This is a genomic window from Antrihabitans stalagmiti, assembly GCF_016482825.1.
Lineage (GTDB): Bacteria > Actinomycetota > Actinomycetes > Mycobacteriales > Mycobacteriaceae > Antrihabitans > Antrihabitans stalagmiti.
Genome location: NZ_JAEMNV010000001.1, coordinates 787,565 through 803,487 on the forward strand (window position 1 = coordinate 787,565; position 15,923 = coordinate 803,487).

Here is a 15,923-nt window from a genome sequence, read left to right on the forward strand (position 1 = left end):
GTGTCCGGACTCCCCATCGCGTCTATCGCCTGCGCACTGCTAGCTGCCCTGCTCTTCGCCTGCGCCGCCGTCGCGCAACAGAGCGCCGCCGCGGCTGTGCCCGAGGGCTCGTCGCTCGTAACCGGGATTCTGCGCAGCCCACGCTGGTGGGCCGGCCTGATCGGTGACGGCGGCGGCTATGCCATGCAGGTGGCTGCCCTCGCGCTCGGGTCCGTGTTGGTCGTGCAACCGATCCTCGTCTGCTCGCTGGTGTTCGCGCTGCCGCTCGCCGCACGCTTCGCCGGCCGCCGAATCAATGCTCGAACCTGGTTGCTTGCGGGTGCACTTGTCGCAGCGCTCGGCGTGTTTCTCGTTGTAGGCGATCCGACAGAAGGCAATTCGGACGCCCCGCTCGGCGATTGGGTGCTGCCGCTGGCGATCTTGGTCGGCGTCGTCGTCGCTGCAACTGTCGCTGGCCTGTCGCGCATCGAAGCACATTGGCGCGCACTACTTCTCGGTGCCGCAAGCGGGTTGCTCTACGGTCTTGCCGCAGCTGTGACGAAGTACGTCACCGACCTCTTCTCCGACGGGCTCGGCGCGGTGTTGACCAGCTGGCAGACCTACACACTTGTCGCAGCGGGCGCCGCGGGAGTGTTTCTGCAGCAGAAGGCATTTCAGGTCGGTCCGATCTCGGCGTCCCTGCCTGCGGTCACCATCGCCGAACCACTCGGCGCGATCTTCGTCGGTATGGCCGTTCTCGACGAACGGCTGCGCACCGGCGATCTCGGGCTCGCGGCGACCATCCTCGCCGTCGTTGTCATGCTGGCGACAGCGCTTGCACTGTCACGGTCGCAGGTGGACGCGGCCGAAGGCGCCAACTCCGCGAAGAACTAGCCGGGACGCACGGCAACAAGTCCGGTCACCGTGCCCTGCAGGTAATCCCCGGCCGCGCTGATGAGCGCCGACATCTGCAGCGTGTCCCCCGCCAGCGTTCCCGGCAACTCCTGCATCGCGAGCACAGCACCCGAATTCGGGTCGAGGACGGCGAAGGCGAATCCGTCGAGCGGCGTCGTCACATCGCCTGCACCGGGCAGCGAGCCGCGGACGACGGTGTAGAGCAGTCCGTCTGCAATCGACAGGTGCGGCACCGCGGCACTGCGAATCCGGTTGTCCCACACGACGGAACACTGTCCCGCCGCCGATACGTCCACGCGCGTCATCCCGCCGGGAAACGGCGCGCTCGACGGCACCGCAAGGCCTGCGCCCTCCGGAACCGTCGGATACGGGTAGCCGTACGTACCGGCGACGAATACCGAACCACCAACGCCGACAGGCGAATTCTCACTGCCCGGACCACCTCTAGCAAGGACGGGCACGGCACATACCGGTTCGCCCGTACCGGAACGGAACACAAGCAGTTCGACGGTATCCGCGGCATTGTCGACGATCGTCACGTACTCCGAACCCGTCTGCGGACCGAAATAGGTGGGCGTCGAACCGGTTCCCCAACCGAGTTGACCAGGCTTGCGACCGACACCGCGGTCGTAGGCTGCTCGCCATCGAACCTGTGGTCGGCCGCTGTCGTCGGCAACCAGTTCGTAGAGTGCGGCCGTCGTCGCGACTGCGGTGCCGGTAGGTGAAGTCGAGATGCTGTTGCTCACCTGTTCACCGGCAGGCAGGGCCAGCGTGCGCGCTACGCCGGCCGCATCGACGACTCCGACGATCCCACCACCCGTCGCGAACCAGACGTTGCCCCGCCAGTCCGGTGCGAGACCGGTCACGTTGTCGCCGTTCGGTATTGCGCCCGTCAGGTCGGTTGCCTCGTCGATCGACAGTTGCCGACCGCCGTCGGTCGTCGCGTGGTGTGCGACGCGCACCAGTCTGCGTTCGCCGTCCACCACGACGAGGCGATCGTCGTTGTCGAGGTAGGCGTACACACCTCCGAGCAGGCTGCCCTTCGGCAACGCAATTTGCGCGAGTGGGATCGGCCCGCGTGGATCGATCAGGTACACCGTCGGAATCTGTCCGACGATCGACGTGCAGAGTGCGACCACCAACGAATCCGAGCCCTGCAGGATCGTCGGACACGCTGCGCCGAGCGGCAAGGCCTGCACGGTCACGGGTCCGGAGCCGGGCCCAGCGAGCGGCGTCGCGTCCGAGGAGCCTGCGTCGCCGTGCATGGTCGACGTTCCGATCGGACCGAGATGGGGGTTCGCCGGGGCGAGCGGTCCCCAAGTCGGCGTCGCCGCCGATGGACCGACGCCGGCCACCAGCGCAACGGCGACGACGGGCAGCAAAACGCGAGTGCACCACACAGCGGCCGAGCCTAGCGATCGGCCGAGAACCCCTGCGCAGCGCCGCTTTTGACAGTCTCCCCACCGGCTTTCGAGGTACCACATGAACCCCATTGGTCACATCTGCACCACTCACCCCATTGGTAACAGAGTGGATACCATTCGGAACCGGTTCGGTCGCTTTGTGGCGCGGGAGTTTTCGTCGTGCGAATCTTCGTTCCGCGTCCGTCGGGGATTTGCTCGTCCAACTTGCGTGAACCGTCACGCTGCACCGAATGGAGCTTCACATGTACCGCTCTCGTATCGTCCGCACTCTGATCGTCGCCGGCGCAGGCGTCACGATCGCAGCCTCCACCGCCCTTTTCGCACCAGGTGCCGCCAGCGCAGGCAACGGCAAATGCATCCAGCAAGAAGGCGCTACCGCATGCATGGTCTTCGAAAACGAGCCGGCGCCCGAGCCCCCGCCTGCCACGCTGTGCCTCGGTTCCCTGTGCCTGCCCGTCGCGCTCGGCAGCAGCTAGCCAGTCTCGAATTTTCGACGGAGGTGGGTGTGTGCGCACGACGTGCACACACCACAACCTTCGAGCAACGCCGCTGTTGGAGAGGGTGCTGTATCCATGTTCGATTTTCGTAAGTCCGCGCGACGGCTGACCGCGGCCACGATCGTCACGTCGGCGCTCGCCGCAACCGCGTTCGCGACAGCCGCCCCCGCCGTCGCCGAACCCGGCGCCGAGCCCGCGTCGCTCGAACAGACCGAAGTGCTGAGCGACCGCCGTCTCAACCTCTACGTGTACTCCGGCGCGATGGACCGCATGATCAAAGTGCAGGTGATCAAGCCGGCAGACACCAGTGCACCGCGGCCCGTGCTGTATCTCCTGAACGGCGCAGGCGGCGGCATGGACGGCGCCAACTGGGACTCGCAGACCGATCTCGACGGCTTCTTCGCCGACAAGAACGTCAACGTCGTCATTCCCAACGGTGGCGCATTCAGCTACTACACCGACTGGCAGCAGCCCGATCCCGTGCTCGGTCGTCCCATGTGGACAACTTTTCTCACGCAGGAGTTGCCACCGATCGTCGACGCCGCACTCGGTACGACCGGTGTGAACGCGATCGCGGGTGTGTCGATGGCAGGCAGCTCCGCCCTCGCTCTCGCACAAGCCGCACCAGACCTATACAGGGCGGTCGGCGCCTACAGCGGCTGCGCCGAAACCAGCACTCCGATCGGACGTCAATTCGTACGACTGGTCGTCGAGGGACGTGGGCGTGCGAACACCGCAAACATGTGGGGACCCGGCGACGACCCCGCGTGGGCGGCGGCCGACCCATTCGTCAACGCGGAGAAGCTACGTGGCAAGCATCTCTACATTTCATCGGGCACCGGACTACCAGGCATCCACGAAACTCTGGAGAACGAGCGGTTGAAGGACAACCCCATGATGCTCGCCAACCAGGCGGTGACCGGCGGCATCATCGAGGCAGCGACCTTCGGATGCACACAGCACCTCGCGATGCGCCTCGGCGAACTCCAGATTCCAGCAACCTTCGACTTTCGCCCGACCGGCACTCATTCGTGGGGCTACTGGGAAGACGATCTGCACAATTCGTGGCCGGGCTTCGCAACTGCCATCGGACTCTGACCGATCTCGCCGACTCTCACGATCACGCGGTCCCGCGTAGCATCCCCCACGTGCAGTTCCTACCAGGCCACACGCCTCCATACGACCTGACGTACGACGATGTCTTCCTCGTCCCGAACCAGACGGACGTCACGTCGCGGTTCGACGTCGATCTCTCCTCCGCCGACGGTTCGGGCACGACGATCCCGATCGTCGTCGCAAACATGACGGCGGTTGCGGGCAAGCGGATGGCCGAAACAGTCGCTCGCCGAGGCGGTCTGGTCGTACTCCCCCAGGATCTTCCGACGGCGGCGGTCGCGGCGACCGTTGCTTTCGTCAAGAGTCGGCACCTGGTCGCGGACACGCCGGTCGTGCTCGGACCGGACGATTCGGTCTCCGACGCTGTTGCGTTGTTGCACAAACGAGCACACGGCGCGGCGATCGTCGTCGTCGACGGTAGGCCGACCGGCGTCGTCACCGAGGCGGCATGTACGGACGTCGATCGGTTCGCTCGGCTACGGTCCGTCGCTGCAACGGATTTCGTGTCCGTTCCCGTCTCGACGTCGCCGCGTGAGGTGTTCGAACTGCTCGAGTCCAAACATCTCGGCGTCGCCGTCCTCACCCATCCCGACGGCACGCTCGCAGGTGTGCTGACCCGCACGGGCGCGGTGCGTGCCGGGATCTACCAACCTGCTGTCGATGCGGACGGCAAGCTTCGGATCGCCGCGGCGGTAGGGATCAACGGCGACGTCGCGGCCAAGGCGGAGGCGCTCGTCGACGCCGGTGCGGATCTGCTTGTGATCGACACTGCGCACGGACATCAGAACAAGATGCTGGAAACCTTGCGTGCGGTGCGAAAGCTCGATCTCGGCGTGCCGCTCGTCGCAGGCAACGTCGTATCCGCTTCCGGCACAAGAGACCTCGCCGAAGCGGGTGCCGACATCATCAAGGTCGGCGTCGGTCCTGGCGCCATGTGTACGACAAGGATGATGACCGGCGTCGGTCGTCCACAGTTCTCCGCAGTTGCCGAATGTGCCACAGCTGCAAACGAACTCGGCGTACACGTCTGGGCAGACGGCGGTGTTCGCCACCCCCGCGACGTCGCGTTGGCAATTGCCGCCGGCGCCGCGAACGTCATGATCGGCTCGTGGTTCGCAGGTACCTACGAATCGCCTGGCGACCTCCGCATCGACCGCGCAGGCAATGCATACAAGGAAAGCTTCGGCATGGCGTCCAAACGAGCGGTCGCCGCGCGCACGGCAACCGACAGCGGTTTCGACCGCGCGCGCAAGGGTTTGTTCGAGGAAGGGATCTCCAGTTCGAGTATGCGACTGGACCCGGAACGCCCTGGTGTCGAAGATCTCATCGACCACATCTGCGCAGGTGTTCGCAGCACCTGCACCTACGCGGGGGCCCGTACGCTGGGCGAACTACACGACAAAGCCGTTCTCGGCGTGCAATCCCCCGCTGGTTTCGCCGAAGGGCGGCCGCTGCCGTCGGGCTGGTAACGACGGTTACGTCCGCACGCGCACAGCCCGGTAGGATGGTGCACTCGAGTTGGTCGAACGAAAGGAACCAGGTGCCTGAGGCACCCGAATGCAGCAGTGCCGCACCCGTAGCGGGCGAGCGCAGCGCGGATTCCACATCAGGTGGGTCGGCTTCCGAGAGTTCCACTTCGGAGGGGTCCTCTACCGAGCCGGGAGAGAAACCCGGCGTCCACTGTTCACCCGATGTCCGACGGCGGCGATAGCCGATGGCCATTGCAATCACCATCCTGAGCCTGCTCGGCTTCGTTGCCCTGACGCTCGGCACGGCACTCTTCGTTGCCGCCGAGTTCTCGCTCACGGCGCTCGAGCGCAGCACCGTCGATTCACACGCCCGCGACGGCGATCGACGTGCCAGACAGGTACAGAAGGCGCACCGGACCCTCTCGTTCCAGCTGTCCGGCGCGCAACTCGGCATCACGATCACGACGTTGATCACCGGTTATATCGCCGAACCCGTCCTCGCCCGCCTCATAACGCCGCTGCTCTCACGCGTCGGCCTTCCCGAAGGCGCCGTCGGCGGTATCTCGCTGGCGTTGGCACTGATCATCGCGACGTCGCTGTCGATGGTCTACGGCGAACTCGTTCCGAAGAACATCGCCATCTCGCGGCCCCTGCCGACCGCCCGCTTCACCGCGGGTCCCCAGGCCGCGTTCTCGATGATCTTCCGATGGGCGATCAACGGACTCAACGGCGCAGCCAACTGGATCGTCCGCAGACTCGGCATCGAACCTGCCGAGGAGTTGCGGTCGGCGCGTTCGCCGCAGGAACTCGGCTCGCTGGTTCGGACGTCGGCACAGCGCGGCGCGCTCGATCAACGCACCGCACTGCTGGTCGACCGGTCGCTGCAGTTCGGCGAACGTAGCGCAGAGGAACTGATGACGCCGCGGGTCAAGATCGAAACGCTCGACACCACGGCCACCGTCGCCGACCTCATCGCGGCCGCGTCGCGCACGGGCTTCTCGCGTTTCCCGATCGTCGACGGCGACCTGGACAACACGATCGGGTTCGTGCACTTCAAGCAGGCGTTCACCATCCCTGCCGCACGACGCAAGAAGACTCAGCTCTCGACCATCGCGCGCACCGTCCCGATCGTCCCGTCGAGCCTCGACGGCGACGAGGTACTCGAGCGGGTCAGGGCGGACGGGATGCAGGTGGCGCTCGTCGTCGACGAATACGGCGGTACCGCAGGTGTCGTCACCCTCGAGGACTTGATCGAGGAAATCCTCGGCGACGTTCGTGACGAACACGATCAATCCGACCTCGACGTCAAACGGGTCGGCGCGAGCTGGAGTTGCTCCGGGCTACTGCGTATCGACGAGGTATCCAGTGCGACCGGCTACCGCGCACCGGAAGGCGAGTACGACACCTTGGCGGGACTTGTTCTCACCGAAATCGGCAGGATCCCGACAGCAGGCGACGAAGTTGTGTTGCCACTGCACGGCATCGACGAGACCGACCCCGATCACGGCGGTTGGATCGCTCGCGTCGAGAAGATGGACGGCAGACGCATCGATCGGGTGTTGCTGACGCCGGTTCCCATCGAGGTACTCGAATCGAAACGGAGCCACGATGAGTGACTACGTAGGAGTCGGGCTCACCGTACTGTTGCTGCTCGGCAACGCCTTTTTCGTCGGTGCCGAGTTCGCACTGATTTCCGCACGCCGCGACCGCTTGGAAGCGCTTGTGGCACAGGGCAAACGTGGTGCAAAGACAGTCATCAAGGCGGGTGAGAATCTGTCGTTGATGTTGGCTGCCGCGCAGCTCGGCATAACGATCTGCTCGATCCTGCTCGGCCGGGTCGCCGAACCCGCCATCGCGCACCAGATCGAAATCCCGTTGAGTGCGGTAAACGTGCCGCCGGGACTTCTGCACCCGATCGCGTTCACGCTTGCCCTCGCGCTTGTCGTCGTGCTGCACATTCTCCTCGGCGAGATGGTGCCGAAGAACATCGCGCTGGCAGGTCCGGAACGGACCGCGGTGCTGCTTGTTCCGGTGCATCTGGCGTGGCTGCGGATCGCACGGCCACTGATCGCGTCGTACAACTTCTTCGCGAACCTGACGTTGAAGATGCTGCGGATCGAGCCGAAGGACGAGCTGGACGCCACGGTCTCCGCGATCGAACTCGCCGAGGTCATCGGCGAATCGCGGTCCGAGGGCCTCCTCGACGCCGAGGAACACCGCAGACTCACGCAGGCGTTGGAGACCGCGGACCGAACGGTCGCCGACGTCGTCATACCGCTCGACAAGGCGCGCTGCGTGCCGTTGATCGGTGGTGGCACCAAGCTCGGCCTCGTCGAGCAGGCTGTCATCGAGACCGGCTACTCGCGTTATCCGGTGCGCGCCAACGACGGTTCGCTCGCCGGCTACATCCACCTCAAGGACGTCCTCGACGAGATCATGGACGACAGGGTCGGCCCCGACACGATCATCCCGCGGACCGGGATTCGCGCCCTGCCGACCGTCACCGTCACCACGCCGCTCTACGAGGCGCTCGGCAGACTCAGGCGAGCCAGCAGCCATCTCGGTCGAGCCGTCGACCTGCTCGGGAACACGGTGGGAATCGTTGCGCTGGAAGATCTTGTCGAAGAGTTCGTCGGCACGGTCCGCGACAGCACACACAAGATCACCGATGTCGTACCGGGGCGCCAGACGTAGCCGATGGAGGCATTGACCGAGGAAGTCTGGACGGCACGTCGTGATCGGCACGCCGCTCGGGTTACGGCTTTGATCGACGGTCCTGACGCTGGAACCGCCGGCGGTCGCCGATCCGATCCTGTCGTCGATTTCCTGTTCACGTACTACTCACAACGTCCTGCGCAGTTGCGGCGCTGGCATCCGGGTTTCGGAGTCGAACTATGCGGTCCGTCGGCGGGCGAGTACTCGACCCTGAAGGGGTATCGACCGACCGAGGCGGGCGCGACTGCCGATCACGCGTACCTCGAGAAGCGGCGCTCGACGGTCGAGTTCGTCGCGGCACTGTTGTCCGCCACGGCGGCCCGACCCACAAACCTCGGCTGCTTCGGGCTGCACGAATGGGCGATGGTCTATCGCGGTGGGCCGGAGGCGTTGCGGCATAGTGTTTCGCTTCGGCTGGGCCACGACGGTACGGACGCCGTGGTCGAGTCGATGAACCTGCGGTGCACCCACTATGACGCGTTTCGCTTCTTCACTCCCGCCGCCGAGCCCCGCAACATCGAGCAGCTCACCCGCGGCCACCAGATCGAACGCGAGCAGCCAGGCTGCCTGCACGCATCGATGGATCTCTACAAGTGGTGTTACAAGTTGTCGCCACTGGTCGACTCCGATCTTGTGCTCGACTGTTTCGAACTCGCACTAGCGGCACGCGAACTCGACATGCGGGCAAGTCCGTACGACCTGTCGTCCTACGGCTACGCACCGGTGCCGATCGAAACCGCCGCAGGCCGAGCGGAATACGTTCGAGGGCAAGCAGCACTGGCCGAGCGGTCGGTCGAGCTGCGCAGTCGCCTCCTCGCCCGGATACGCGGGTGGGTGTGACGTGGGCTGAAGACCGGAATACCGGCAGGGGGTATCGGGGTTGACTGGATGCCAGATACCGCCAGGTAACATCAGGTGTCCCGAAACCAGCAAAGAGTGAGGCAGTTCATGACTGAGCGCGTTCAGGTCGGTGGTCTACAGGTCGCAAAGGTCCTGCACGACTTCGTTACGAGCGAGGCCATCCCTGGGACCGGAATCGATCCCGACGCCTTCTGGACCGGCGCCGAACGTGTGATCGACGACCTGGCGCCCCGCAACCGTGAACTGCTCGCGAAGCGTGACGAGATCCAGGGCAAGCTCGATGCCTGGCACAGCGAGCATCCCGGCACCGGCTACGACCGCGCCGCGTACAAGGCGTTCCTGCAGGAAATCGGCTATCTCCTCCCCGAGCCCGCAGCATTCAAGATCAGCACGTCCAACGTCGACGACGAGATCACCAAGACCGCCGGACCGCAGCTTGTCGTTCCGGTTCTCAACGCACGGTTCGCGATCAACGCCGCCAACGCGCGCTGGGGATCGCTGTACGACGCCCTGTACGGCACCGACGCCATCTCCGAGGCCGATGGTGCGGAAAAAGGCAAGGGTTACAACAAGATTCGCGGCGACAAGGTCATCGCCTTCGCTCGCGACTTCCTCGACGAATCGGCGCCGCTGGTGTCGGGGTCACATGTCGGGTCGACGTCGTACACGATTTCCGACGGCAAGTTGCTCGTCACCCTCGACGACGGCAGCATCACCGGACTCAAGGACGGGTCCGCGCTCGTCGGTTTCCTGGGCAATCCGGTGTCCCCGACGTCGATCTTGTTGAAGCACAACGGTCTCCACATCGAGATCCAGATCGATCCCGAGTCGCCGATCGGCCAGACCGATCCCGCGGGCATCAAGGACCTCGTGCTCGAATCTGCGGTCACCACGATCATGGACTTCGAAGATTCGGTCGCAGCCGTCGACGCCGACGACAAGGTCGTCGGCTACCGCAACTGGCTAGGGCTGATGAAGGGCGATCTGTCCGAAGAGGTCGTCAAGGGCGACAAGACCTTCACCCGTGTGATGAATCCGGACCGGGTCTACACCGCCATTGCGGGCGGAGAGCTTGTGTTGCACGGCCGTTCGTTGCTGTTCGTCCGCAACGTCGGTCACCTGATGACAAGCGACGCTATTCTCGACTCCGAGGGCAACGAGGTGCCGGAAGGCATCCTCGACGGGCTGTTCACCTCGCTTCTCGGGGTCCACAGTCTCAATGGCGACACCAAGCTGAAGAACAGCCGCACCGGCTCGCTCTACATCGTGAAGCCCAAGATGCACGGACCCGAAGAAGTCGCGTTCACGAACGAACTGTTCGGCCGCGTCGAAGAGGTTCTCGGACTTCCGAAGAACACGCTCAAGGTCGGCATCATGGACGAGGAACGTCGTACGACGGTCAACCTGTCGGCATGCATCGAGGCCGCCGAAGAGCGCGTCGTGTTCATCAACACTGGCTTCCTCGACCGCACCGGTGACGAGATCCACACGTCGATGGAAGCCGGCGCCGTTGTGCGCAAGGCCGACATGAAGAAGCAGAAGTGGATCTCCTCCTACGAGGACTTCAACGTCGACACCGGCCTGGCGGACGGACTGGAAGGCAAGGCTCAGATCGGCAAGGGTATGTGGGCGATGCCGGATCTGATGGCCGACATGCTCGAGCAGAAGATCGCACACCCGATGGCGGGCGCGAACACCGCTTGGGTGCCTTCCCCGACAGCTGCGACCCTGCACGCGCTGCACTATCACAAGGTCAACGTCTTCGACCGGCAGGACGAGATCGCCAAGTCGAGGCGCGCGAGCGTCGACGACATCCTGACGATTCCTCTTGCGGCCGATACCAATTGGTCGGACGAGGACAAGCAGAACGAACTCGACAACAACTCGCAGTCGATCCTCGGCTACGTGGTGCGCTGGATCGATCACGGCGTCGGCTGCTCGAAGGTGCCCGACATCAACGACGTCGCACTGATGGAGGACCGCGCGACCCTGCGCATCTCCAGCCAGCTGGTCGCCAACTGGTTGCGTCACGGCATCGTGTCCGAAGACGACGTTGTTGCCAGCCTCGAGCGGATGGCTCCGGTCGTCGACAGGCAGAACGCGAGCGATCCGACCTATCGCCCGCTGGCCCCCGACTTCGACACGAACATCGCCTTCCAGGCAGCGAAGGAACTCATCCTCGAGGGCACCAAACAGCCGAACGGCTACACGGAGCCGATCCTGCATCGCCGCCGCAGAGAATACAAAGCAGCGAACGCCTAGAGGCGGTAAGCCGCTCGTGCGCGGATGACGGGTCCATAGACCCTTCAACCGCGCACGAGCGCCAAGCGCATATCCTGACGGGCGTGCACCATGGACTCGAGGAGTACTCCCTGACCGGCCGCTACCGAACGATGTTGTGGGCATGACCGACAACTCCGAGGACACTGGTAGCCACCGAAGTGGTAGCCAACGACGAGGCATCAGTAAAGGCCCGATCATCGCACTGGTCGCGATCGTTGTCGTGATCGCGCTGGTTGTCGGCTGGTTCGAATTGCGCGACGCGATCGACGATCGCAACAATGCGGCTGCGGAGTCCTGCGTCGAGGGAAACACGACGCTCGACGTCACCGCGGATCCCGACCTCGCGGCACAGATCGAGGTCCTCGCCGACCGCTACAACGCGACCGAGCCTGTCGTTCGCGACCACTGCGTCAGCGTCGCGGTCAACAGTCGACCGACCCAGGCTGTTCAGACGGCCCTTGCCGGTACGGCTCCGTGGGACGCTGCAGCCCTCGGACCACAACCGGCCCTGTGGATTCCGCAATCGACGCGTGCGGTGAGTCAGATCCCGGCGAACATAGTCGACGGTGATCCGAGATCGGTTGCGTTCAGCCAAGTGGTCCTTGCCATGCCGACCGCACTCGCTATTGCACTGCGATCGGGCAACATCGGCTGGCAGGATCTGCCACGGGTGCAGACCGATCCGAATTCACTTGCCGCGCTTGGTCTGCCGACCTGGGGCAGCTTGCGGATGGCGATGCCGACCGCACCAGACTCCGATTCGACGCTCATCGCCGCAGAAGCAGTGGGTGCCGCCGCCGCGGGCTCACGCTTCGGTCCGCTCAGCGAGGACACGGTGCGCGCCAGTCAAGCGGTGGCTGCGATCTCGGCGCTCGCCGGTGCCGCCCCGAAAATTCCGACTGCGGCCGACGCCGTCGCCGCAATCCTCGCACCGCCCGATGCTGCGATCGCACCGGCGCACGCCGTCGCGACCACGGAGCAACGGCTCGCGACGCTGAGCAACGATGTGCTGACCGGGTACGCGCCGTCGGGTTCGACTGTTGTCGTTGATTTTCCGGCAACGTTGCTGTCCGGTCCGTGGGTCGACGAGACGCAGAACCTGGCCGCGGCGATGTTCGTCGACTACCTCGTTCAGTGGGAGCAGATGCAGGTTCTGCAGGAAGCCGGCTTTCAGGTAGGCGATGTCGAGCAATCGCTGCAGCCAGCACCTGCGCAGGTGCTCGACCGGGTTGCCGAACTCGTCGCCAATCCGGTGCTCGGCACCACTACCACTGCGCTGCTCGATGTTTCGGCATCCATGAGCACTCGGTTGCAGTCCGTTGTCGACGCACTGAAGAGCTATGTCGCTGCAGCTTCGGAGCAGTCCAGCTTCGGTATCTGGACTTACAGCAGAGACCTCGACGTGAACAAGCCGTACAAGGTCGACGCACGAACCGAACCGCTCGTCCCCGAGCGAAAGAAGGTCGTCGATACCGCGCTGAACGATGTACGAGTGTCGACATCGGCGACGGACCAGGCGTACCCGACCCTGGTCGATGCCTACACGGCTGCGGTCGCGGGCTACGTGCCCGGCCGCACCAATTCGATCGTGCTCATCACGGACGGTCCGGAAGACGACTCTGCGCTGACGGGGCAGCAGCTGCTCGACGCCATCGCAGCCGCCACCGATCCAGCGAGGCCGATCCGGGTCGACGTCGTCGTGCTCGGCGACGGCTCGGCGGGCCAGACACTACAATCCCTCACAGACCGAACCGGCGGCTCGTTCACACGAGTGCCGCCGGCCGACCTCGGACCGGCATTGACGAAGGTCCTCGGGAACTGATGCAGGCTAGCTGCTGAACGCTTCGATCGGCGGGCACGAGCACACTAGGTTTCGGTCACCGTGTGCGCCGTCGATTCGGCGCACGGATGGCCACACCTTCGGCCGAGACTTGCCTCGCGGGTAGACGGCGATTTCACGCGAGTACGGGTGATTCCATTCCGCGACCAGGCATTCGGCGGTGTGGGGTGCGCCGCGTAGTGGGTTGTCCTCGACCGGCCAATCGCCTGCACCGACCTTGTCGATCTCGCCGCGAATCGCGATCATCGCTTCGCAGAATTCGTCGATCTCGTCGAGGTTCTCGCTTTCGGTCGGCTCGACCATCAGCGTTCCGGCAACAGGGAAGCTCATAGTCGGCGCGTGGAAGCCGTAGTCCGCCAATCGCTTTGCGACGTCGTCGACGGTCACGCCGGTGCGCTTGGTGATCTCGCGCAGATCGAGGATACATTCGTGCGCGACCATGCCGTTGACACCGGTGTAGAGCACGGGGAAATGCTCGTCGAGTCGCCGCGCGATGTAGTTGGCGGACGCGATCGCCGTCAGCGACGCCTGCCGCAGACCTGCCGCACCCATCATGCGGATGTACGCCCACGTGATCGGCAGAATGGACGCGCTGCCGTACGGTGCCGCAGAAACGGCTGAGCCGCTTCCCAACTCGGGTGCGAGGGGGTGTCCCGGCAAGAACTCGGCCAAGTGTGCTCGCACGCCGACCGGGCCGACACCCGGTCCCCCACCACCGTGTGGGATGCAGAAGGTCTTATGCAGGTTGAGGTGACTGACGTCGCCGCCGAATTTGCCCGGACGGGCAAGTCCGACAAGGGCATTGAGGTTGGCGCCGTCGACGTAGACCTGACCGCCCGCATCGTGCACCGCTGCGCACAGCTCGCTGATCTCGTGCTCGTAGACGCCATGTGTGGAGGGATACGTGATCATGATCGCCGCCAAGCGTTCGGCGTGATCATCGATCTTGGCTTTCAGATCATCGAGGTCGACGTCACCGTTCGGTCGGCATGCGACCACTTCGACCCGAAGCCCTGCCATCACAGCGGACGCGGCGTTGGTGCCGTGCGCGCTCGACGGAATGAGGCAGGTGTCGCGATGATCGTCGCCCCGACTGAGGTGGTACTGCCGAATCGCAAGCAGCCCAGCGTATTCGCCCTGGCTACCCGCGTTCGGCTGCAGGCTCACCGCATCGTAGCCGGTGATCGCAGCCAGCCAACCCTCGAGATCTTTGATCACACTCAGAATCGCGGCAGCATCCTCCACCGGCGCAAACGGATGCAGTTTGGAGAACTCCGGCCACGTGATCGCTTCCATCTCCGCCGTGGCATTCAGCTTCATCGTGCACGATCCGAGCGGAATCATGCTGCGGTCCAACGCAATGTCTTTGTCGGACAGCGCGCGCAGGTAGCGCAGCATCGCAGTCTCGGTGCGATGCCGGGTGAACGCGGGGTGGGTGAGGTATTCGGAGGTGCGGTCGGCGATGTCGACCCGAACCGGTTCCTGCCCAGTGATGTCGAGCGCTGCGAGTACGGCGTCGATGTGTGCCTCGGTCGTCGCTTCGTCACAGGCAATGCTCACGTGATCCGAATCGACAAGCCGCACATTGATCCCGGCGGCGCGAGCAGACGCGACGACACCTTCGGCCCGGCCTGGCACCTTTGCAAGGACGGTGTCGAAGAACCGTGTGTGAACCAACGCGGACCCCAGCGCTGCGGCCAGCCGCTCGGCGTGCCCGTGCACCCGTTCCGCAATCCCCTTCAAACCGTCGGCGCCGTGGTAACTGGCGTACATGGCGGCGAGGATCGCGAGGAGTACCTGCGCGGTACAGATGTTGGACGTCGCCTTTTCGCGACGGATGTGCTGCTCACGGGTCTGCAGCGCAAGGCGATACGCCAGGTCACCGTCTGCGTCGACGGACACACCGACGAGTCGTCCCGGCAACTGTCGCGCCAGCTTGGAGTGGACTGCGAGGTAGCCTGCGTGCGGTCCGCCGAAGCCCATCGGAACGCCGAAGCGCTGCGTCGTGCCGAAGCAGGCGTCGGCTCCGATCTCGCCGGGTGGGGTGATCAACGTCAGCGCGAGCAGATCGGCGCCGATCGCGACGAGCGCACCACGTTCGTGCGCTGCGGCGATCATGTCGGTCCAGTCGACGACGCGACCCGACGCGCCGGGCAACTGCGCTGCGACACCGAAGAATTCGCCCTCCGGCAGTCCTTGCGTCAGATCGGCCGAGACGACTTCGATGCCGAGCGGCTCGGCGCGGGTCTCGATGACGGCGAGCGTCTGCGGGAAGAGGTCTGCATCGACGACGAAGCGCGGGGACTTCGACTTGCTCGCCCGGCGCAGCAGCGTCATCGCTTCTGCAGCAGCTGTTGCCTCGTCGAGCATCGAGGAGTTGGCGACGTCCATCGCGGTCAGATCGGAGACCATCGTCTGGAAGTTGAGGAGGGCTTCGAGGCGGCCCTGACTGATTTCGGGCTGGTACGGCGTGTAGGCGGTGTACCAGGCCGGGTTTTCGAGTATGCCGCGGACCAGGACGGGTGGCGTCAGCGTGTCGTAGTAGCCGAGCCCGATCATCGACGTGGCGACCGTTGTCGTCGCTGCGAGTTTCGCCAGTTCGGCAAGCGTCTCGTGCTCGGACAGCGCCGGTGGGAGTACATCGAGCCCGGAACTGTCCAAGATGCTCGCAGGAACTGCCTTCTCCGCGATTTCGTCGAGTGTGGCGACGCCGATCAGGTCGAGCATGCGCGCGAGATCTGCTGCGTCAGGGCCGATATGACGGTCGACGAAAGAACGTGTCACGACTACTCCAGGGTAGAGGGGTGTTAGCCCTCCCCCTCTG

The 15,923-nt window shown here is 64.7% G+C and carries 11 protein-coding genes; 9 read left to right on the plus strand and 2 right to left on the minus strand.

From position 1 onward, the window contains the following. The gene (locus JGU71_RS03700) at positions 1 to 873 is read left to right on the plus strand and encodes a DMT family transporter (RefSeq protein WP_199702187.1); all 873 of its coding nucleotides are present in this window, start codon (positions 1 to 3) and stop codon (positions 871 to 873) included. Here JGU71_RS03700 and JGU71_RS03705 read toward each other — a convergent pair. Beyond that, on the minus strand, positions 870 to 2,294 hold the full coding sequence (locus JGU71_RS03705; protein WP_372433087.1) for a hypothetical protein: 1,425 nt from the start codon (positions 2,292 to 2,294) through the stop codon (positions 870 to 872). The two genes, JGU71_RS03700 and JGU71_RS03705, sit on opposite strands and share 4 nt — an antisense overlap. Positions 2,295 to 2,560: 266 nt before the next feature. Between JGU71_RS03705 and JGU71_RS03710 the strand changes: the two genes are divergently transcribed. The 8 genes from JGU71_RS03710 to JGU71_RS03745 all read left to right on the plus strand — a co-directional run bounded on the left by JGU71_RS03710 (position 2,561) and on the right by JGU71_RS03745 (position 13,081). Further along, positions 2,561 to 2,794, plus strand: coding sequence for a hypothetical protein (locus tag JGU71_RS03710; protein ID WP_199702190.1), 234 nt, complete (start codon positions 2,561 to 2,563; stop codon positions 2,792 to 2,794). 96 nt (positions 2,795 to 2,890) lie between these two features. After that, positions 2,891 to 3,913, plus strand: a complete 1,023-nt coding sequence (locus JGU71_RS03715) for an alpha/beta hydrolase (protein WP_199702193.1) — start codon at positions 2,891 to 2,893, stop codon at positions 3,911 to 3,913. Between the two features lie 50 nt (positions 3,914 to 3,963). After that, complete coding sequence (locus JGU71_RS03720) at positions 3,964 to 5,400, plus strand: GuaB1 family IMP dehydrogenase-related protein (protein ID WP_199702196.1); 1,437 nt, start codon at positions 3,964 to 3,966, stop codon at positions 5,398 to 5,400. Positions 5,401 to 5,645: 245 nt separating this feature from the next. After that, positions 5,646 to 7,016, plus strand: coding sequence for a hemolysin family protein (locus JGU71_RS03725; protein WP_199702199.1), 1,371 nt, complete (start codon positions 5,646 to 5,648; stop codon positions 7,014 to 7,016). Beyond that, positions 7,009 to 8,094: a hemolysin family protein gene (locus JGU71_RS03730; protein WP_199702202.1), complete on the plus strand. Its 1,086-nt coding sequence runs from the start codon at positions 7,009 to 7,011 to the stop codon at positions 8,092 to 8,094. The genes JGU71_RS03725 and JGU71_RS03730 overlap by 8 nt, the downstream gene beginning before the upstream one ends. Before the next feature lie 3 nt (positions 8,095 to 8,097). After that, positions 8,098 to 8,955 (plus strand): 3-methyladenine DNA glycosylase, encoded by an 858-nt coding sequence (locus JGU71_RS03735; RefSeq protein ID WP_199702205.1) that lies wholly within the window; start codon positions 8,098 to 8,100, stop codon positions 8,953 to 8,955. A 108-nt stretch (positions 8,956 to 9,063) separates the two neighbouring features. Beyond that, the gene (locus tag JGU71_RS03740) at positions 9,064 to 11,238 is read left to right on the plus strand and encodes a malate synthase G (RefSeq protein WP_199702208.1); all 2,175 of its coding nucleotides are present in this window, start codon (positions 9,064 to 9,066) and stop codon (positions 11,236 to 11,238) included. Between the two features lie 142 nt (positions 11,239 to 11,380). Next, a complete protein-coding gene (locus JGU71_RS03745; protein WP_199702211.1) occupies positions 11,381 to 13,081 on the plus strand; it encodes a vWA domain-containing protein in 1,701 nt (566 codons plus the stop codon). Positions 13,082 to 13,087: 6 nt separating this feature from the next. Here JGU71_RS03745 and gcvP read toward each other — a convergent pair whose 3' ends face one another. Then, on the minus strand, positions 13,088 to 15,826 hold the full coding sequence (gene gcvP, locus JGU71_RS03750) for an aminomethyl-transferring glycine dehydrogenase (RefSeq protein WP_233528756.1): 2,739 nt from the start codon (positions 15,824 to 15,826) through the stop codon (positions 13,088 to 13,090). Between the last annotated feature and the right edge of the window lie 97 nt (positions 15,827 to 15,923).

Coding starts and splice junctions, on each gene's coding strand:
- JGU71_RS03735 (WP_199702205.1), top strand. CDS start 8,098: ATGGAGGCATTGACCGAGGAAGTCTGGACGGCACGTCGTGATCGGCAC.
- JGU71_RS03745 (WP_199702211.1), top strand. CDS start 11,381: ATGACCGACAACTCCGAGGACACTGGTAGCCACCGAAGTGGTAGCCAA.
- JGU71_RS03730 (WP_199702202.1), top strand. CDS start 7,009: ATGAGTGACTACGTAGGAGTCGGGCTCACCGTACTGTTGCTGCTCGGC.
- JGU71_RS03725 (WP_199702199.1), top strand. CDS start 5,646: ATGGCCATTGCAATCACCATCCTGAGCCTGCTCGGCTTCGTTGCCCTG.
- JGU71_RS03740 (WP_199702208.1), top strand. CDS start 9,064: ATGACTGAGCGCGTTCAGGTCGGTGGTCTACAGGTCGCAAAGGTCCTG.
- JGU71_RS03710 (WP_199702190.1), top strand. CDS start 2,561: ATGTACCGCTCTCGTATCGTCCGCACTCTGATCGTCGCCGGCGCAGGC.
- gcvP (WP_233528756.1), bottom strand. CDS start 15,826: ATGCTCGACCTGATCGGCGTCGCCACACTCGACGAAATCGCGGAGAAG.
- JGU71_RS03715 (WP_199702193.1), top strand. CDS start 2,891: ATGTTCGATTTTCGTAAGTCCGCGCGACGGCTGACCGCGGCCACGATC.